The 18,256-nt window shown below is 43.8% G+C and carries 17 protein-coding genes and 1 tRNA gene; 10 read left to right on the plus strand and 8 right to left on the minus strand.

The features are described 5' to 3' along the window. Positions 1–63: 63 nt before the first annotated feature. Together LRM49_RS00205 and LRM49_RS00210 are read left to right on the plus strand one after the other, a co-directional pair. Complete coding sequence (locus LRM49_RS00205; RefSeq protein WP_243777898.1) at positions 64–666, plus strand: hypothetical protein; 603 nt, start codon at positions 64–66, stop codon at positions 664–666. Positions 667–685: 19 nt separating this feature from the next. Then, positions 686–916: a DUF167 domain-containing protein gene (locus tag LRM49_RS00210; RefSeq protein ID WP_243777899.1), complete on the plus strand. Its 231-nt coding sequence runs from the start codon at positions 686–688 to the stop codon at positions 914–916. Here LRM49_RS00210 and LRM49_RS00215 read toward each other — a convergent pair. Further along, entirely contained in the window at positions 913–2,334 is a 1,422-nt protein-coding gene (locus tag LRM49_RS00215) for a polysaccharide deacetylase family protein (protein ID WP_243777900.1), read from the minus strand. The genes LRM49_RS00210 and LRM49_RS00215 overlap by 4 nt on opposite strands. 95 nt (positions 2,335–2,429) lie before the next feature. Here LRM49_RS00215 and LRM49_RS00220 point away from each other — a divergent pair, with 95 nt between their 5' ends. Both LRM49_RS00220 and LRM49_RS00225 read left to right on the plus strand, forming a co-directional pair. Beyond that, entirely contained in the window at positions 2,430–3,191 is a 762-nt protein-coding gene (locus tag LRM49_RS00220) for an ABC transporter ATP-binding protein (RefSeq protein ID WP_232736164.1), read from the plus strand. Position 3,192: 1 nt separating this feature from the next. Then, on the plus strand, positions 3,193–4,311 hold the full coding sequence (locus LRM49_RS00225) for an ABC transporter permease (RefSeq protein WP_243777901.1): 1,119 nt from the start codon (positions 3,193–3,195) through the stop codon (positions 4,309–4,311). 108 nt (positions 4,312–4,419) lie between these two features. On the opposite strand, the gene LRM49_RS00230 is transcribed toward LRM49_RS00225, so the two are convergent. From LRM49_RS00230 to LRM49_RS00245, 4 genes are read right to left on the minus strand one after another with little or no spacing between them, the layout of a single operon-like run. Beyond that, a complete protein-coding gene (locus tag LRM49_RS00230) occupies positions 4,420–5,136 on the minus strand; it encodes a DsbA family protein (RefSeq protein ID WP_243777902.1) in 717 nt (238 codons plus the stop codon). Continuing rightward, positions 5,133–5,735, minus strand: coding sequence for a hypothetical protein (locus LRM49_RS00235; RefSeq protein ID WP_243777903.1), 603 nt, complete (start codon positions 5,733–5,735; stop codon positions 5,133–5,135). Before LRM49_RS00235 ends, LRM49_RS00230 begins: the two co-directional genes overlap by 4 nt. A 36-nt stretch (positions 5,736–5,771) precedes the next feature. Beyond that, on the minus strand, positions 5,772–6,617 hold the full coding sequence (locus LRM49_RS00240; RefSeq protein ID WP_243777904.1) for a class I SAM-dependent methyltransferase: 846 nt from the start codon (positions 6,615–6,617) through the stop codon (positions 5,772–5,774). Between the two features lie 7 nt (positions 6,618–6,624). Continuing rightward, positions 6,625–8,772, minus strand: coding sequence for an ATP-dependent Clp protease ATP-binding subunit (locus LRM49_RS00245; protein ID WP_275973018.1), 2,148 nt, complete (start codon positions 8,770–8,772; stop codon positions 6,625–6,627). 151 nt (positions 8,773–8,923) lie between these two features. On the opposite strand from LRM49_RS00245, the gene galE reads away from it, so the two are divergent. Continuing rightward, complete coding sequence (gene galE / locus LRM49_RS00250; RefSeq protein WP_243777905.1) at positions 8,924–9,937, plus strand: UDP-glucose 4-epimerase GalE; 1,014 nt, start codon at positions 8,924–8,926, stop codon at positions 9,935–9,937. Here galE and LRM49_RS00255 read toward each other — a convergent pair. Further along, complete coding sequence (locus LRM49_RS00255) at positions 9,934–11,499, minus strand: LTA synthase family protein (protein ID WP_243777906.1); 1,566 nt, start codon at positions 11,497–11,499, stop codon at positions 9,934–9,936. The genes galE and LRM49_RS00255 overlap by 4 nt on opposite strands. A gap of 52 nt (positions 11,500–11,551) precedes the next feature. On the opposite strand from LRM49_RS00255, the gene LRM49_RS00260 reads away from it, so the two are divergent. From LRM49_RS00260 to LRM49_RS00270, 3 genes are read left to right on the plus strand one after another with little or no spacing between them, the layout of a single operon-like run. Then, a complete protein-coding gene (locus LRM49_RS00260) occupies positions 11,552–12,343 on the plus strand; it encodes a basic amino acid ABC transporter substrate-binding protein (protein ID WP_243777907.1) in 792 nt (263 codons plus the stop codon). Beyond that, positions 12,340–13,050 (plus strand): amino acid ABC transporter permease, encoded by a 711-nt coding sequence (locus tag LRM49_RS00265; protein ID WP_232272879.1) that lies wholly within the window; start codon positions 12,340–12,342, stop codon positions 13,048–13,050. The genes LRM49_RS00260 and LRM49_RS00265 overlap by 4 nt, the downstream gene beginning before the upstream one ends. Beyond that, positions 13,037–13,753 (plus strand): amino acid ABC transporter ATP-binding protein, encoded by a 717-nt coding sequence (locus LRM49_RS00270; protein WP_243778168.1) that lies wholly within the window; start codon positions 13,037–13,039, stop codon positions 13,751–13,753. The genes LRM49_RS00265 and LRM49_RS00270 overlap by 14 nt, the downstream gene beginning before the upstream one ends. A 14-nt stretch (positions 13,754–13,767) precedes the next feature. Here the strand turns inward: LRM49_RS00270 and LRM49_RS00275 are convergent, their stop codons facing one another. Both LRM49_RS00275 and LRM49_RS00280 read right to left on the minus strand, forming a co-directional pair. Then, complete coding sequence (locus LRM49_RS00275) at positions 13,768–14,235, minus strand: NUDIX domain-containing protein (protein WP_243777908.1); 468 nt, start codon at positions 14,233–14,235, stop codon at positions 13,768–13,770. A 65-nt stretch (positions 14,236–14,300) separates the two neighbouring features. Continuing rightward, positions 14,301–14,377: transfer RNA gene (locus tag LRM49_RS00280), tRNA-Pro, on the minus strand. Positions 14,378–14,495: 118 nt separating this feature from the next. On the opposite strand from LRM49_RS00280, the gene LRM49_RS00285 reads away from it, so the two are divergent. Both LRM49_RS00285 and LRM49_RS00290 read left to right on the plus strand, forming a co-directional pair. Beyond that, positions 14,496–16,256 carry an ABC transporter ATP-binding protein gene (locus LRM49_RS00285; RefSeq protein ID WP_243777909.1) on the plus strand — a complete coding sequence of 587 codons (1,761 nt, stop codon included), beginning with the start codon at positions 14,496–14,498 and terminating at the stop codon, positions 16,254–16,256. Beyond that, complete coding sequence (locus tag LRM49_RS00290) at positions 16,256–18,250, plus strand: ABC transporter ATP-binding protein (protein ID WP_243777910.1); 1,995 nt, start codon at positions 16,256–16,258, stop codon at positions 18,248–18,250. The genes LRM49_RS00285 and LRM49_RS00290 overlap by 1 nt, the downstream gene beginning before the upstream one ends. Positions 18,251–18,256 lie beyond the last annotated feature (6 nt).

An 18,256-nucleotide genomic window follows, 5' to 3' on the forward strand; every position in this document is an offset into this window, starting at 1 on the left:
GTTGTTGGCTACTGGGTGCTTACAAATGCTTTTGGAGCGGAGTAAAGATGCTAAGGAGAATGCATGAACAAACCAAACAAAACCATCATCATCGCTCGTGCCATCATCCGCATCGGTGATGCTGCCAGGAATGTCAATGATTATAGTTTGCTGGGCGCGCTGCATGAGATGGTGGAGCAATTGTCGCAGCATGGCGTTAAAGACACTGACGTTGATATGGATTTGCTGCTGGAATATGTCGAGGCAGCGGATGGTTGCGATTATTGTCGAGCGGGCGACGGTAAGCCGAGTGTCGAGGAATTGACAACAAAAATCAATCAGCAGCTGGCGCGCCGCGGTCAGGCGCAGGTGGAAGCGAGTGATCAGTCAGTATTGAAATTTGAGCCGCTGGTTCATTTGGTGACGGCGGCGTATGCCAAGAATGAAGATGGTGTAACGTCGGGCTTGTCGATAGTCCTGGTCGTCAATCAGGACGGTTCAGTGGGTCTGCCGCGCGATCATTTTCTGAATGCGGAGCTGCTGGATTATTTTGATGAAAATCACCCGGTTAATTGGCGTTCAGCCGAGCGTGACTTGCCGTCAAAGCTGCATGGTTATCATTTGGTAGCAGGTTCAGTGGAAGTACAGGAGATTTTGCCGCGGGAGCTGGAGGTGATATCGTTTTAAGGGTAATGATTATTGAATTATGAAAATCTCCGTCCATCTCAAACCCAACTCTCGCCACCGCGAAGAAGTCGTCCCGAACGATGATGGTTCGCTGACAATCTACACCAAGGCGTCAGCCATTGAGGGGCGAGCGAATCTAGCGGCAGGAAAGTTGTTGGCAAAATATTTTGGTGTGGCACCTTCACGGGTAAAATTACTACGCGGTGCAACCTCGAAATACAAGGTGTTTAACATTGATCAGTCGGACTAATTCAACCGTTGTATCGTCACAAATGAATACCCCTGCTGCTTCAGTGAGCTGAGGATGCACGGCACGGCATTGACGGAAGTTTGGTGTATGTCGTGCATCAAGATGACGGCTCCAGGGCGAGCGCCAGCGACGGCACGTGAACAGACAATCTGGCTATTGCGATCAGCCCAATCCCGCGTGTCGACCGACCACAAGATTGATGACATATTCCGCAGGCGAAGCTGTTCCAGGACAACGCCGTTGACCGCGCCGTAAGGTGGTCGTAAGATGCTCGGCTTGACACCAGTGGCTTGCCTGATGGCCTCGTTAGTACGGTCGATTTCGCCAGCAATTTGGTCAACTGATAGCTTAGGTAGTTCCGGATGTGACCACGAGTGATTGCCCAGTTGATGACCACGCGCCTGTATACTACGTACGACGCTAGCTTGCCCAGAAACTTTGCTACCAATCAAGAAAAATGTCGCTTTCGCACCATACTGATCCAAGATGTCCAGTAGGTGCGCGGTGTATGGACCTGGTCCATCATCAAACGTCAAGGCAATCACTTTATTGCCAGTGGTTGGTGCAGGTGTTGGCGCAGCGGGTGCTGGTGCTGGTTCTGGCTTTGGCTCGGGTGGCTTGGGAATATTGGCTAGTTTCCGAGCTGTTGGGTTTTGCAGATATTTAGAGACGGAGGAAATTGGCACGGTAATTGTCAATTCGCCGTAAGATGATGGTAGTAGCGACGCCTGACCGAGTGGCCAAGCCAATGAATTGCCGTTATTAGTGATGATGAAATTAGATAAAGCTTCTTTATTTATGATTTCGTTCAGGTCAATTTCTGGCTGCTGACGTTGTTTGATGGTCTGAGAAATGCTATTTTTGGCAGCGGATATGATTGCTTCGGCGGCTTCATCGGACTGTTCTGTAAAATCAGCCAAGCCGACAACTTCGCCAGATTTTTTGTCGAAAGTCCAAAATTGCGTCATTGATGCTGGATGTGCGCCGTTCATATCCTGCTTAATATTGACGATAATCGACAGCGCTTCTGAAGTGTTGTGCATGACTTGATAGCTAATTGTTTCGGTCATTGGCTTATCAAAAACTGTCGCCAGTAAAACCGTATTTTGAAAATCGCGATCAATTTTATCAATCGACTCGCTAATTAAGCGATTAATTTTTTCATTTTCCGTGATCGGATATTCAATTGAAACTTTTTCCCGTTTGTTATCTCTGGTGACAAATTTTGAGCGAATGCCAGAATATTTCGAGTCGGCAAAATAATACTTTTCGTCAGATGGCGCAGTCGTTTGTCGCGAGTGTGATTGATTGAGGAAATATATCCCAAATAGCCCTGCCGAAAATAGCAATATCAAAAACGGTATGATAATAAATAGTTTTTTCGATTTTGGTTTTGCTTTTTTTCTCTGAATGCGCATATTATAAGTATAGCACTAGTATTTTGGTTTTGTTATTATTGATAATAAGTAGAGACTAGCTTGATCAAAAATTACAACAGAGAGGAATTTACGGAGTGGAACTTGAGCCAATTATAAAAGTCGATAAACTCGTTAAGACTTATGATGGAAATAACGTGGTTGACGGCGTATCGTTTGAAGTTAAAAAGGGCGAGATATTTGGGATTCTTGGTCCTAACGGCGCGGGCAAAACAACAACATTGGAAATGCTGGAAGCGCTCAGACCAATTGATGGCGGCGTGGCTACAATTGATGGCATAGATGTCGCTAAGAAACCTAAGGATATTAAGAATATAATTGGTATTCAACTTCAGTCGACGGCTTTTTATGATAAGCTGACTTTGCGTGAACAATTGAAAATGTTTGGTAGTTTATATGGTCGAACAGTTGATACTGAGGCGCTGCTCGCTAAGGTCCAATTGACGGAAAAGGCTAAGAATTACGTCGAGCAACTTTCTGGTGGTCAAAAACAGCGTTTTGCGATTGCTTCGACATTGGTGAATAATCCAAAAGTGTTGTTTCTGGACGAGCCGACTACGGGGCTTGATCCGCAGGCGCGTAGAAATTTGTGGGATTTAATTAAGGAAATTCGCGACGAGGGAATTACGATTCTTTTGACGACGCATTATATGGACGAGGCGGAATTATTATGTGACCGTCTGGCAATTATGGATAGCGGTAAGATTATCACAATTGATACGCCACACAATCTCATTCAGCAATTATTGGCGCGTGGTTTTAAGAAGGAACAAGTTGTCGAGCAAGCCAACTTAGAGGACGTGTTTATTGATTTAACAGGAAAGGCAATTCGGGATTAATATGAAAAAATATTGGATTGGAATATTCGGGCAAGTTCGCGCTCAGCAAAAGCGTTTCGTCCGAGATAAAATGGCGCTATTTTTCACTTTCCTTTTTCCGCTGATTTTTCTATTAGTGTTCGGGTCGGTTTTTAGTAATGATTCGACCAGTTTTAATATTGCAATCGTTAATAATTCACAGACGGAATTTGCCAAAAGTTTTGTTAAAAATGCCAAAGAAAATTCGAAGGATTCGATTCTCAAAATTAAAGACGTTAAAGATATGAATGACGCACGCGAAAAAATGAAGCGGTCGGAGCTTAACGGTATTATTGAGCTTCCAAGCGATTTTGGCGCGATAAAAAATAACGGCAATCATCCTATTCCAACAGGCACTATGAATGTTATTTACTCCAAGGGTTCTGAGCAGACAGGCGGCGCGTTGGTGGCGGTGATGAATCAAATTACCAATAGTATCAATAGTCAGATGGGCCAGCCTGAAGCTCCGCTTAAAGCTGTTGGTAAAGCGATTGGTGATGAGCAATTAAAATCGTTTGACTACATGTTTACGGGACTATTAACTTTCAGTTTGATGAGTATGGGTATTTTTGGTCTATCTAACCAAATACCGGCTGAGAAGAAACGTGGTCTATATCGTCGGTTACGTGCGGCGCCATTTACTTCGGGCCAGCTAATCATCTCCACGGCAATTCATTATACGATGATTTCCTTACTCAGTTTGGTGATGATGGTTATCGCTGGAACGTTGATATTCCACTTTAATATGCGAGGCGACTGGGCGTTATTTGTAATGATGTCTGTATTGTCTGCATTTATGACTGTGGGTGTGGGGTTATTAATTGCCGGATTGTCAGAGAACGAAGATCAGTCATCGTCATTAAGTAACTTAATCTCTTTCCCGATGATGTTTTTATCTGGTACGTTTTTCCCACTTCATCTATTTCCGGAATGGCTGCGAAGTGTCGCTCAGTTTATTCCTCTGACTCCAGTTACGGATGGATTCCGGTTAATTATGACCGAGCACGCAAGTTTTATGGAAATATTGCCGCAATTCGGTATTATCGCGGCTTGGACTTTCGCTGTTTATTTCTTAGCCATTAAGCTATTTAGGTGGGAATAGCTATTCAATAATAGCGAAACAAATAGAAAAACGTTACGCTTATCATAAGCGGGTGCTTGATATTTTTGACAATGGAAACGGTACAGTTCTATGCGGCAAATCAAATAATTATTCGACACCGCCAGCCTTAAGAATACTTCTTAATCCGTTTTCTCCGCCGACGAATCCGCTGGTTTGATAGTCGTTAATAACCATATATGGCAATCCATTCACGCCAAGCGACAGGGCTTTTTGTGTGTTGCTATCAATTTCTTTTTGGTGTGGCTTTTTGGTCATACAGTCAGAAAATTGCGATTCATTCATGCCGACGTTTTTGGCGGAAGTCAGGAAATATTCCAGTGGAAGAGCAGGGATTTTTTTCGGCACAGCAACGTTTTTTACACCAATTCCTTTATCGAAATAATCGCTTTTAATGCGCGGGACGATATCGTGGGTGTACTGCCAATATTTATCTTGATCAGCAGCACAAAACGCAGCGTGAGCACCGGTTTCGGTATTGTTGGTCATCTCCTTTAATAGCGTTACCACACGGTGCTCATAACGAACCTTTCCGGATTTAATATAGTCATTTTTGAAGAACTCTGTGCTGGTTGCGGCTTCAACCTCGGCACAAAATGAACAAAAATAGTCAGTATAATCAATGAATACGTTTTTCGCGTCAGCGGATCCTTGTGACATTTTTTCATTCCACGGTTTATTATCGCCAATGTGACGATTCGGCGGGCGATTGACAATTCCATAGATAAACAAAGCTACGATTCCCACGATTACAATTACCGAAAGAACCCAAATAAGCGCTATGCCTGATGATTTTTGTCGATTCATATTTTCTCCTGTTTAGATAATTCTGTGTACATAAAAATAATTTGACCTGATTTATATAGCGAGAATAAACTGAGCAGCAAAGCCAACAAAAGGACTATTGTGCTGGCGATATTTGCGGCGGTAGCGGCAGCAGCTCCCGAGAAAAATAGGGTTACAATTGGTAAGATTAGTGACGTTCCGCAGGGAACGCAGCCGAGTCCAATTGTTGCGGCAATTGATGCAATTCCGCTTAATCCGACTTGTCGAGATACAGTTTTTTCATTGTCGCGATTATTCTTTGCTGTAAAAATTACAGCGGCGATCGATACACCTTGAAGAATTGATACTACCATAAGTAGCGCGCCATTTGGTGAAGTGAAACTTTGTTTGAAGATGTCTATAATCATCGAACCGAGCAGCGCGATTTTATCGATGATTGGTAAGCGCGACATCATCAGCGGTCCGTAAAAATTGGCGTTGATTGCGAAATAAATTACTATAGCGAAGGCGATGGTCGCGACAATTGTTAGCAAGAAATATTTCGGTAAAGCAAGCATTCTGCAAATTCCTAAAAACGCTGATTTGATGGTTAGTCTGTAGTGCTTATCGTTGTAATTCATTGTGGTAGTTGTGTTATAAAGTTTGCTGGTGTGTTATTACGATCTTTTTTTTAGTTCGTAAATAACCTTTGTTGGCCATGGAATACTATCGATTTTGAAGTATTTTTGTAAATGTGGCAAATAGGTTTCATCGAATTCATTCTGCGACTGTATTATTTTGTAACCGCGTGGCGCGCAAATCCATTTGTGAATAAGGTGGTTCATGATAACGTACGATTCTTTTGATTCGCGTTCAAGTGAATCTAGCCCCCAAACCGCGTGAAACATGATTTCGTAAATAGTTTGACTATTTGCCTTGTAGAGGTACGGAGTGATAGGATTATCATTGTCGTCGCAAACGATAGTAGGCATGCTAATCACTGAATTTTTAACAAGCGCTTCGATCCATGTGCAAACTTCATCGTTGACATCTTCGGATGCTACTTCGATAGACGCGACTAGGCTTGACGTCTCACCGGGACCCCAATCGCGGATGATAATGGTGCCGTCAGGCTTGAGTGCTTTATCTAGCATTGCGAACGTTTTAGTGCGCTCGGGTCGAGATAGATAGCTCATCAATTCGTGAAATACACTCGACATATAGATGATGTCGAACTCATCTTTGGTGTTTTCAAGTTGTTCTTTAGTAACAAAATCAATGTTATTTTCTTGAAGCTGAGATTGAACAATTTGTGAAACATCATAGGCTACGTAGTGAGTTTCTGTTTGCGTCACTTGTTTGATGAATTCTGGCGAGAAACCAGAACCGAAATCAAGCAATTTAACGTTTTTACCAAGATGTTTTGCGATAGCTCCGAATTTGGATGACGCTGTCTGATTCATCCGCTCTTGATAGGTTTTGTTGGTATGATTTTCCAAGTACTCGTTGCGAATTTGATCCATGCGTCTATTATACGATATTCGTAAAGGCAATTCGATCATCCGCGACAGCAACTTTTACTGTATCTCCGTCGTGAATTCGCCCGTCGATCAGTTCGAGCGCCAAAGGATCAAGCACGCGTTTTTGAATCAAACGCTTAAGCGGTCGAGCGCCGAAACTTGGGTCGTAGCCGTATCGCGCCAACATATCACGAACGCTATTGTCAAAATTCAGCGTTATGTCGCGACTATCTTTAACTTGGCGAACAACTTTTTCTAATTGCACGTCAACAATTGCACGCATCGATTCAGGGTGAATGCGATCAAAAATCACGATGTCGTCAATTCGGTTTAAGAATTCTGGACGGAAATGACCACGAAGCGTTTCTAAAATTTGATTGTCGAGAGAACTAATGTCATCACCTGTGTAGTCCATAATCATTTGCGATCCGACGTTGCTGGTCATGATGATAATGGTGTTGCTAAAGTCAATCGTTCGTCCTTGTCCGTCCGTCAATCGACCGTCGTCTAAAACTTGCAACAGTACGTTAAACACGTCGGGGTGTGCTTTTTCGATTTCGTCAAACAAAACCACGCTATACGGACGTCGTCTAACGGCTTCCGTCAATTGACCGCCCTGATCATAGCCGACATATCCTGGAGGCGAACCGATCAATCTGGCTACGGCGTGGCGTTCCATATATTCGCTCATGTCAATTCGAATCATGGCGTGCTCGTCGTCGAATAATTCACGACATAAACTGCGCGCGACTTCTGTTTTTCCCACGCCAGTAGGGCCGAGGAATAGGAATGAGCCAATCGGTCGATTGATATCGCCGAGTCCAGCGCGTGACCTACGGATGGCGCTTGCTACAGCTGTCACAGCGCGATCTTGTCCGATGACTTGGCGGCTAATTGATTCTTCCAATTTGGTCAATTTGCTAGATTCACTTTCCATCAATCGCTCCACCGGAATTCCGGTCCAGCGCGCCACCACGCCGGCGATATCGTCAGGCGTAACTTCTTCGCGGAGTAATCGGTCGTGAGTTGGAATTGCTGCTAGCTCCTCGCGGGCGCTTGCTAATTTTTTCTCCAGCTCCGGCAAATCGCCATACTTAATGCGGCTGGCGGTGGCTAAGTCCGCGTCGCGTTCAGCAATTTCTAATTGTGAGCGCAGATTGTCCATTTTTTCGGTAGTCGTGTTGACGGTTTGCAAAATGTCTTTTTCGTGTTGCCATTTTTTATCAATCACTTCGGCTTTTGCACGAATCTCGGCAATTTGCTCCTTAATTTCATCTTTGCGAATATTGGCGTGGTCGGATTTGTCCTTTTTCAGCGCCGCTTCCTCAATTTCCAATTGCAAGCGTCTATTGTTCAATCGATCCAGTGCAATTGGCACGCTTTCCAATTGCATTTTAAGTGAGCTGGTTGCTTCGTCAAGCAAGTCGACTGCTTTGTCTGGCAAGAATCGGTCGGGCAAATATCTGGTGGATAATCTGGCGGCTGCCACGATTGCGTCATCAGCGATTTTTACTCCGTGGTGAATTTCGTATTTTTCCTTCAATCCGCGCAAAATGGCGACAGTGTCGTCAAAGCTTGGTTCGCCAACGTAAACTGGTTGAAACCTTCGTTCTAAGGCTGCATCTTTTTCGACATATTGGCGATATTCAGCGAGCGTCGTCGCGCCAATCATATGTAATTTTCCGCGAGCCAGCGCTGGCTTTAACATATTGCCCGCGTCCATACTGCCTTCACTTTTTCCAGCGCCAACCATGGTGTGAATTTCATCGACAAAAAGAATAATCTCGCCGGCCGCATCTTCTACCTCTTTCAGAACGGCTTTCAATCGATCCTCAAATTGTCCGCGGAAACTGGCGCCCGCCAGAAGACTGGAAATTTCCAGGGAAATTAGTCGCTTGTCCTTCAGTGAAGCGGGAACGTTACCTTTGACGATTCGCTGCGCCAACGCCTCAACAATCGCGGTTTTACCAACTCCCGGTTCACCGATGAGGACGGGATTGTTTTTAGTGCGGCGACTTAGGATCTGCATAGTGCGTCGAATTTCTTCATCTCGACCGATCACTGGATCGAGTTTACCTTCTCGCGCCAACGCCGTTATATCTGTACCAAATTTTTCGAGCGGCTTAGTTGTTTCCTCTTGATTCATGTTTGGTGGCATAAAATCCTCCTTTTTGGTTTTTTAGGTCTAATTTGTTACGCCCCAGCAAAAGACAGAATGGTGAAATTTGATATAGCTATCATAGCAAATTAGCACTCTCAGTGCAAGAGTGCTAATAAAATAAGTAGCCATTTTGTGATATGTTAAATGTATGAATATTCTTGTCACTGGTGGCGCTGGATATATCGGCAGTCACACTATCATCGAACTATTATCATCAAATCATAACGTAGTGGTGGTCGATAATTTATCAAATTCATCCGTCGAGAGTCTGGGGCGAGTTGAAGAAATCATCGGTCAATCAATACCGTTTCATGAATTTGATTTATGCGATCATCAGCGACTATCAGAATTGTTTAAGACTGAGAAAATTGATGCTGTAATTCACTTTGCTGGGTTGAAGGCGGTTGGTGAATCGGTTGAAAAGGCGCTTCTTTACTATAAAAACAACCTTGAAAGCACGTTGGTTTTGCTTGATGTGATGCAAGAATTTGGTGTGAAGAAACTGGTGTTTTCTAGTTCGGCAACAGTTTACGGCGATCCAGCTAAATTACCAATTACCGAAGATATGCCGTTGTCTGCCACAAATCCATACGGTCAGACAAAGTTGATGATTGAGCAAATGCTCCGCGACATTTCTGCAACGAATCAAGATTGGCAATTTACGTCTCTCCGCTATTTTAATCCAGTTGGCGCGCATCCGAGTGGCCGCATCGGGGAAGATCCTTCCGGAATTCCAAATAATCTTCTGCCGTTTGTGTCGCAAGTTGCTGTTGGTAAGCGAGAGCATTTGAGCGTTTTTGGCGATGATTATGACACTCCAGATGGAACTGGTGTGCGCGATTATATTCACGTGGTTGATTTGGCAAAGGCTCACGTGGCAGCTCTGGAGAATTTAGGCCGACCGAACGAATATAAAGTCTATAATATCGGCACCGGTCGTGGCACTTCAGTCTTGGAATTAGTGAAGGCGTTTGAGAAGGCGTCTGGTCGCGATGTTCCATATCAAGTTACGCCACGTCGAGCGGGTGACATCGCGGCGTGCTATGCGGACCCGGGGTTGGCAGAAAAAGAATTAGGTTGGCGAGCAGAATTGACGATTGAAGATGCTTGCCGCGACGCTTGGAATTGGCAGAGCAATAATCCGAATGGCTACAATGGCTAATTGCCGGATTTGGTGAAAATCTTATTTTCGTAATAAGCGGAACGTTTGGAAAGTTCTGAATTTAAGTTTTCAATTCCGCCGTATTGCTCGACTAAGGTCTTCTTTCCAGAAAATAAGTTTGTGCCCAGACCTAAGCGGTCGCCGTCAATTTTAACTCCCAGCGCCGCCAAAGTTGACGGATACATATCGAATGTCGTGAATTGACGATCCTTTGAATGGCTAGTCGAAATAGCTGGATTTATGAACGTGTTGTAAATGGTTCGCTGATAATTAGTTCCGCCAATTTTTTCGTCGTAGTATGAAGTCTGCATGCCTAAATGGTCGCCAGAAATGATAATTGTGGTATTTTCATAAAATGGCTGAGACTTAACCCAATTGACGAATGCGGCGACCTGTTTTGAGGAACAAGCGTGGACATTGTCGTATTGATTACTGAAGGTTTTAGCGCAGGTTTCATCCAAATAGCCATCGGTAAAATGTGTGTCAGCGGTCAATAATTGCAAGTTGAATGGCTTGTCTGACGCCGCCAAACGCGAGGCTTCTTCGCGGGCAAATTGGAATAATTTTTTATCTTCATAACCCCACCAAACTTTGTAATCTTCGGATATTTTTCCGTGTTTTTTGGCGTAATTGTAATCCTCAATATTGAAGTTGCCGTGTTGAGTTAATAATTTATCGCGTCCGCCAAAACTTGCCTCAGAGCCCATAACAAATGTTTGATTATAGCCTTGTTTTTCTAAAATCTCACCAAGACTGTAAGCGCCTGGCAAGAACTTTTTAAACTCGCCCAGGGCGTTATGGTCGCGTCCGCCAACTAAGTTTTCTTTCAGTGGGACGCCAGCAGATTGCGCAGCCATTCCCGCTACAGTCCAGCCAGTGTTTGTTGCAGGCAAGGCGCCGCCGACACCGGATGCTTTGTTTGAGAATGAGGTATTTTTTAACGCCAATTCTTCCAGCTCTGGAATAACGGAGGTTTCGGAGCTGCCGCCATTAGCCTTTGACGCCAAAGTGTTTTCCATTGACTCTAAATAGATGTATATTAAGTTGCGTTTTTTCTCTGGGAAAGTCAATTTGGCGGTTTTTGGATTGACGTAATTTTCTTCGTATAATTTGGTCGATTGGGTCAGGGCGTAAATATAGTTAGGGATGCCGAAACTTTGAATCAGAAGGACAATTGCAATTAAAAACATACTCAGCGAGTAAATTGCTTGATTTCGTAATCTCAAAAACGGCAAGGTGAGTTTTCGTGATGATTTGATTTTTTTCAAGCAAAAGGCGATTATGCGATTGATAAAAGAGATCGATTTGTCGAACATTGGGATTAATAAAGCGCCGAATAATAGGAAAACCAGCGGAAGATTCTGCAGGACGGCCGACCATAAATTGTCAGATTTGCCACCAGCTAATCCGTTGACGAAATAAAAAATTATCTCGTCGATTTGCGAATTTTTAAAGACGATATATTTATAGCGCGCCGCAATTAAACAAAATGCCGCCAAAAAAAGCAAGATTATTGATATTGATTTAATCCAGAAACGTTTGGTAAATTTAATTTTTCTCACCATTCTATTATATCACTTACGTTTTTTGAGGATGAAGGGGTATAATAAAAGCATGAGCAAGAATAAGACGCGCACATTCGGAATTAGTTGGTGGATTGGGCTGGTTTTATTTGCGGGGATGATTTGTTTGATGTTGGGCGATATTTTACATCGAGATGGCGTAATTGGCTCAAAAACTGATGTTTTAGTGATGGGTACGAATGCTGGATTTAAGCCGTTTGAATATATTGATAACAATCAAGTGGTTGGGTTTGATGTTGATTTGGCGAGGGAAATTGCTAAAAGCTTGGGCAAAGATTTGAAGGTCGAAGATATGTCATTTGACGGGCTACTTCCGGCGTTGGATAGTGGTCAAATTGATATGGTGGCGGCTGGAATGACGGTGACGCCTGAGCGAGAGAAAAATGCGCTGTTTTCAGATCCGTATTATTCGGCGTCACAGAGAATAATTGTTAAAAAGGGCAGTCCGATTCGCAATAAATATCAATTGCCAGGGCGAAAAATTGGTGTACAGCTGGGTACGACTGGCGATACTTTGGCGTCTAAAACTGCTGGCGCATCAGTCACGCAATTCCAAACCGCGCCGAGTGTTTTGCAGGAATTAAGTTCGGGAAAAATTGAGGCGGTCATTCTGGACGACGCTCCCGCAAAGCAATATTCGGCTGGATTTTCTGACTTAGAAATCTTACCGGGCGCGCTCAGCGATGAAAGTTATGCGATTGCTATTAAAAAGGACAATAAAGACCTCCTAGAAAAGGTCAATAAAGAAATTGCCAAGATGAAAAAAGATGGCCGCTATGAAAAGCTGATCCGCAAATATTTTGGCGAGGAGGCTAAATCGTGAATTTTTGGGAAGTGATTTTTGGCGGCGGTCGATGGCTATTTTTATGGCATGGATTAGAGGTGACGCTGGTTTTGACCGTACTGTCGCTTATTTTAGGGTCGGCAATTGGTGTACTTGTCGCCCTGATGCGCACGTCGAATTTACGACCATTTGGCAGGATGAAAACAAGCAGACTCGCGAACTTTAATCCGCTGGCTAGTTTGGGAAAAATTTATGTCGATATTATTCGCGGCACGCCACTTTTGGTTCAGTTATTGATTATGTATTATGTCGTTTTTGGGTCGTATCAATTTATGCCGAAGATTTTTGTGGCGGCGGTGGCGTTCGGAATAAATAGCGGTGCGTACATCGCTGAGATTATTCGTGGCGGAATTCAGAGTATCGACAAAGGGCAAATGGAAGCAGCCAGGTCTTTGGGCTTGAGTAATTGGCAGGCAATGCGTCTAGTCATTTTACCGCAAGCAATGAGAAATTCATTGCCGGCGTTGATTAGTGAATTTATCGCGCTATTAAAGGAAACTTCGGTTGTTGGTTGGATTGGCTTGAATGATATTATGCGAGGCGCGGACAATATTCGTTTTCAGACGGCGACAGCTTTTCAGTCGCTATTTGCCGCTGCGGCGATGTACTTAATTTTGACGGCGATTTTTACGCGAGTAATGGCGCGAGTAGAAAGGAAATTGAAGCATGACGATGATCAGCGTTAAAAACTTGAAAAAAACGTTCGGCACGAATCGAGTTCTTCGCGATATTGACGTGGAAATTGAAGAGGGTGAGATTGTCGTGGTGGTTGGCTCGTCTGGTTCTGGCAAGTCGACGTTCTTGCGTTGTCTGAACTTGCTGGAGGAGCCGACTTCGGGCGAGATTATCGTCGATGGAGTAAAAATTACTGATCCACACGTAAACTTGAACGCGTTGCGTCAGAATATTGGCATGGTTTTTCAGCAATTTAATCTGTTTCCGAATTTGAGTGTGATTGAAAATATTAAATTAGCTCCGAAAAAGCTGCGCAAATTTTCAGATCAAAAAGCGACAAAATTGGCGCGAAGTTTATTGGACGATGTTGGACTATTGGATAAAGCGAACGCTTCGCCGAATAGTTTGTCTGGCGGTCAAAAACAGCGAGTAGCAATTGCGCGGGCGCTAGCGATGGAGCCGAAAATCATGCTTTTTGATGAGCCGACTTCAGCGCTAGACCCAGAGATGATTGGCGAAGTTTTGGATGTGATTAGGAAAGTTGCCAAAAAAGGAATGACGATGGTAATCGTGACGCACGAGATGAAATTTGCCCGTGAAGTTGGGACTAGGATGATTTTCTTAGACAAGGGCGAAATTATCGAAAATGGAACGCCTGAGCAAGTTATGGATCACCCGAAAACTGAACGTGCCAAAAAATTCTTCGCTAAATAGTCTAAGCAGCCCAGCTATAATTCGCTTAGAACTGGGACTTCTGTCAATTTGTTAACCAGCTGGTCCAGGTCAACCTCTGTCAGATAACTCGGTAAAATTCGCGTCGTTTTCGGGTCAACAAAGCCGCATTCCGCCACTTCCTCGACACCGTGCGATGTTTTTTCTAAGTCAATGTTTTGATAATCTTGCCAGTTGGTGATGAGGAAGAAAAATTCCAATTGTTCGTTCGGGCCATGCGCTGATTGCTCGCCGGATTCGGCGAATTGCTGGATAAATAACAGCTTACCAATTTCTGGTTTGACGCCAGTTTCTTCAATCATTTCTCGACGCAAGCCGTCCAGTAAGCCTTCGCCCATTTCTAAACCGCCGCCCGGCGTACACCAAAAATCACGACCTTTGCCGGTGTTTGCGGTTAATTTTTGGCAGAAAATTTCGCCGTTTTCATTGATAATAATTCCGCGTACGTTTACTCTTCGTCGCATAAAACCTCCTTTGATTGCTAATAGCCAGAGGTTCAATTAAGCTGAACGTACACCCAATAATTTCATGGTCGGGGTGACTGGATTTGAACCAGCGACCTCACCGTCCCGAACGGTGCGCGCTACCGAGCTGCGCCACACCCCGACGCTAAAAACAGTATAAAACTAACAGATATTTTTGTCCAATTGTAATTATTAAAATGAAATCAACTAGTCCTAAAATGATATAATATAAGGTGGACTTAGGACATAAAGGGCTATAAATGAAACATATTTTACGAATTTTTAGAGGCTATTGGTTGCTGTTTATTATCTTGATTGGATTCACGTATGGAGTTGTGATGGCGAATTTGTGGCTGCCGGATAAAATGTCGGAAATTGTCAATAATGGCATTATTAAACAAGATATGTCGGCGATTTGGAATAATGGCTTGATGATGATTTTGGTGACGGCGGCTGGTGGTTTTTGTTCAATTGTCGTGGGTTTTTTGGCGGCGCGAATTGCTACGGGAATGGCGCAAAAATTGCGATTGAAATTGTTTGAACGAATAGAAAGTTTTTCTTTGGCGGACTTTAATAAGTTTTCTACGGCGTCGCTGATTACGCGCTCAACGAATGATATTCAGCAGATTCAAACAACGTCAATAATGCTGCTGAGACTGGCGTTAATGGCACCGATTATGGCAATTGGTGGTCTGCAAAAAGCCATGAATAACGCGCCGGATCTGAGCTGGATTATCGCTTTGGCGGTGTTTGTTTTGCTCGTAGTTATCGCTACACTATTTACGATTGCCGTACCTAGGTTTAAGAAATTGCAGACTCTGGTGGATAAACTTAATTTGGTGGCGCGGGAAAATTTGGTTGGACTAAAAGTTATTCGTGCGTTCCATAACGAGAAGATTGAGCAGAAAAAATTCCAAGAAGCTAACACGGAATTGAATAAGATGAACTTATTTGTGAATCGTTTGATGATGTTGCTTGATCCGATTATGATTTTAGTGATGAACTTTTCGAGTGTGGCAATTGTGTGGTTTGGTGCGCATTTGATAAGTAGTGGCAATTTGCAAATTGGTAATATGATGGCGTTTTTGGAATATGCGATGCAAGTGATAATCTCGTTCTTGTTGCTGTCGATGGTGTTTATTATGGTGCCGCGAGCCGCCGTATCGGTGCGCCGAGTCGGGGAAGTTTTGGATACAATGCCGTCAATTACTGACCCGAAGTCGCCGAAAAAACTACCAAAAGATGCCAAGGGAAAAATTGAGTTTAAGGACGTTACGTTTACTTATCCTGACGCGGATTTGCCAGTGCTTTCGGATATTAATTTTGTAGCCGAACCTGGTCAGACAACGGCGTTTATTGGCAGTACTGGTTCGGGAAAGTCTACGTTGATTAATTTGATTCCTCGTTTTTATGATGTTTCGGCGGGGCAGATTTTGCTTGATGGTGTGGATATTAGAAACCTGAAACTGGAAGATTTGTCTGGTCAAATTGGTTACGTGCCACAAAAAGGTGTGCTGTTTAGCGGAACGGTTGCTAGCAATATCAAATACGGCAACGCTACGGCTGATGATGAGTTGGTCGAAAAAGCGGCCAAAATTGCCCAAGCGGAAGAATTTATTAGCGAGTTAAAAAATGGTTATAAAAGTGAAATCGCTCAGGGCGGCGGCAATGTTTCTGGTGGTCAGCGCCAGCGTTTGTCGATCGCGAGGGCTATTGCGGTTGAGCCGAATGTTTACATTTTTGACGATTCGTTCTCGGCGCTTGATTTTAAGACGGACGCGAAGTTACGGGCTGCGCTTGCAAAGGAAACTAAGAATAAAACTGTGCTAATTGTCGGTCAGCGAATTAATACGATTATGAATGCCGATAAAATTATTGTGCTTAACGAGGGAAAAATTGTCGGTCAGGGAACGCATCAGGAATTGATGAAAGATTGTGAAGTTTATCAAGAAATTGCCGCTTCGCAACTCTCGGAAGATGATTTGCAGAAAATGTCTATTGCTGCGAAAGGAGTGTTGTAATGTCTAGGCAAACCACGAAAAAACGTCAGCAAGTGCGAATGGGCGGTCCTATGGGCGGAATGGGCACTGGCGAAAAGGCTAAAGATTTTAAGGGAACGGTCAAGAAGCTGATTAAATATTTGTCGGATTTTCGATGGCAAATGTTGATGGTGTTGGTTTTTGCAATTGGGAGCACGATTTTTGCGATTGCCAGTCCGAAGATTTTAGGCGGCGCGACGAATCAAATTGTTGATGATTATGTCAATATGAAAGCGTACGAGGCGATCGCTAGCAAATTGCCAAAAGGCGTTTCTTTGTCAGCGGGAACTACTGGCGCGGACGTTTTGAACCGATTGCCGAATAAGTCGGAGATTGAAAAACAGATTCCGTCCAGTCAGCTTGAGTCGATTAAAAAACTAGATCTTAGTCGGCGTCCAGAATTTCATTTTGACGCTATTTGGCGAATAATTATTTTGCTAGTCGGAATGTATGTGCTGAGTGTAATTTTTCGCTATATTCAAACGTGGATAATGACCCAGGTGACGCAAACCGTAACTTTCAGGATGCGACAACAATTGTCAGAAAAAATAAATCGCTTGCCGCTGAGTTATTTCGATAAGCAAACTTACGGCGAAGTTCTTAGTCGCATAACTAATGATGTCGATACGATCAGCCAAACGCTAAATCAGAGTTTGTCGCAAATTGTAACTTCAACGGTTACGGTGCTGGGGATTTTGGTGATGATGTTTTCGATTAGCTGGCAGATGTCGCTAGTTGCGCTACTGGTGCTTCCGCTGGCGGGCGGTGTGATTACATTGATTGCAAAGAGCTCGCAAAAACAATTCTTACGCCAGCAAACGCAGCTTGGCGAACTTAATGGACACATTGAAGAAATGTATGGCGGTCATCAAGTGATGCGCGTCTTTAATGGTCAGAAAAAATCGATTGCTAAGTTTTCTAAGATCAATAATCGGCTTCAGGAGAGCGCTTGGAAGGCTCAATTCTTTTCTGGATTGATTCATCCGATTATGAATTTTATCAGCAATATTGGCTACGTTGCTATGACAATTTTGGGCGGTTGGTTGGCGATTAATGGTCGACTGAAAATCGGCGATATTCAGGCGTTTATTCAATACGTCGATCAGTTCAACCAGCCGCTGGTTCAGGTTGCTAATATTGCTAATATTTTGCAATCGACAGCTGCTGCCGCCGAGCGAGTGTTTGAGTTTTTGGACGAGCCAGAAGAAGCGGTTGAATCGAATAACTTGGTAAAATTGTCTAATGTAAAAGGTGAAGTTGAATTCGACAACGTCGTCTTTGGATATAAGCCAGACCAAACTATCATCAAAAGTTTGTCGGCGCACATTAAGCCAGGTCAGCGCGTGGCGATTGTCGGTCCAACTGGTGCTGGCAAAACGACGCTGGTTAACTTGCTAATGCGATTTTATGAGATTAATAGCGGTTCAATTAAGATTGACGGCGTGGATATTCGTAAAATGAAACGTAGCGATGTGCGCCAAATGTTTGGTATGGTGCTGCAGGATACGTGGCTGTTTAATGGCACGATTCGTCAGAATTTTATGTATGGCAACCCAAAAGCTACCGAGGAAGAGATGATAAAAACCGCCAAAGAGGCGCACGTTGATCATTTTGTGCGGTCACTGCCGGGCGGATATGATATGGTTCTTGGTGAGGAGGCTGCTAACATTTCCCAGGGAGAAAAGCAGCTGCTGACAATTGCCAGGGCAATGTTAGAGAAGGCGCCGATGCTGATTCTGGACGAGGCGACAAGCTCGGTCGACACGCGCACCGAAGTCCTTATCCAAAAAGCCATGGAGAAGCTTATGCAGGGAAAAACTAGTTTTGTTATTGCGCACCGTTTGAGTACCATTCGCGACGCCGATTTGATTTTGGTGGTTAAGGACGGGAATATCATTGAGCAGGGCAATCACGAAACTCTGTTGAAGCAAAATGGATTTTACGCTGAGCTTTATAATAGTCAGTTTGCTGAGTAGTTGTCT

Source organism: Candidatus Nanosynbacter sp. HMT-352 (genome assembly GCF_022819365.1).
Taxonomy (GTDB): domain Bacteria; phylum Patescibacteriota; class Saccharimonadia; order Saccharimonadales; family Saccharimonadaceae; genus Nanosynbacter.

Coding starts and splice junctions, on each gene's coding strand:
- LRM49_RS00285 (WP_243777909.1), top strand. CDS start 14,496: ATGAAACATATTTTACGAATTTTTAGAGGCTATTGGTTGCTGTTTATT.
- LRM49_RS00215 (WP_243777900.1), bottom strand. CDS start 2,334: ATGCGCATTCAGAGAAAAAAAGCAAAACCAAAATCGAAAAAACTATTT.
- LRM49_RS00210 (WP_243777899.1), top strand. CDS start 686: ATGAAAATCTCCGTCCATCTCAAACCCAACTCTCGCCACCGCGAAGAA.
- LRM49_RS00240 (WP_243777904.1), bottom strand. CDS start 6,617: ATGGATCAAATTCGCAACGAGTACTTGGAAAATCATACCAACAAAACC.
- LRM49_RS00245 (WP_275973018.1), bottom strand. CDS start 8,772: ATGCCACCAAACATGAATCAAGAGGAAACAACTAAGCCGCTCGAAAAA.
- LRM49_RS00260 (WP_243777907.1), top strand. CDS start 11,552: ATGAGCAAGAATAAGACGCGCACATTCGGAATTAGTTGGTGGATTGGG.
- LRM49_RS00235 (WP_243777903.1), bottom strand. CDS start 5,735: ATGAATTACAACGATAAGCACTACAGACTAACCATCAAATCAGCGTTT.
- LRM49_RS00230 (WP_243777902.1), bottom strand. CDS start 5,136: ATGAATCGACAAAAATCATCAGGCATAGCGCTTATTTGGGTTCTTTCG.
- LRM49_RS00275 (WP_243777908.1), bottom strand. CDS start 14,235: ATGCGACGAAGAGTAAACGTACGCGGAATTATTATCAATGAAAACGGC.
- LRM49_RS00225 (WP_243777901.1), top strand. CDS start 3,193: ATGAAAAAATATTGGATTGGAATATTCGGGCAAGTTCGCGCTCAGCAA.
- galE (WP_243777905.1), top strand. CDS start 8,924: ATGAATATTCTTGTCACTGGTGGCGCTGGATATATCGGCAGTCACACT.
- LRM49_RS00270 (WP_243778168.1), top strand. CDS start 13,037: ATGATCAGCGTTAAAAACTTGAAAAAAACGTTCGGCACGAATCGAGTT.
- LRM49_RS00205 (WP_243777898.1), top strand. CDS start 64: ATGAACAAACCAAACAAAACCATCATCATCGCTCGTGCCATCATCCGC.
- LRM49_RS00290 (WP_243777910.1), top strand. CDS start 16,256: ATGTCTAGGCAAACCACGAAAAAACGTCAGCAAGTGCGAATGGGCGGT.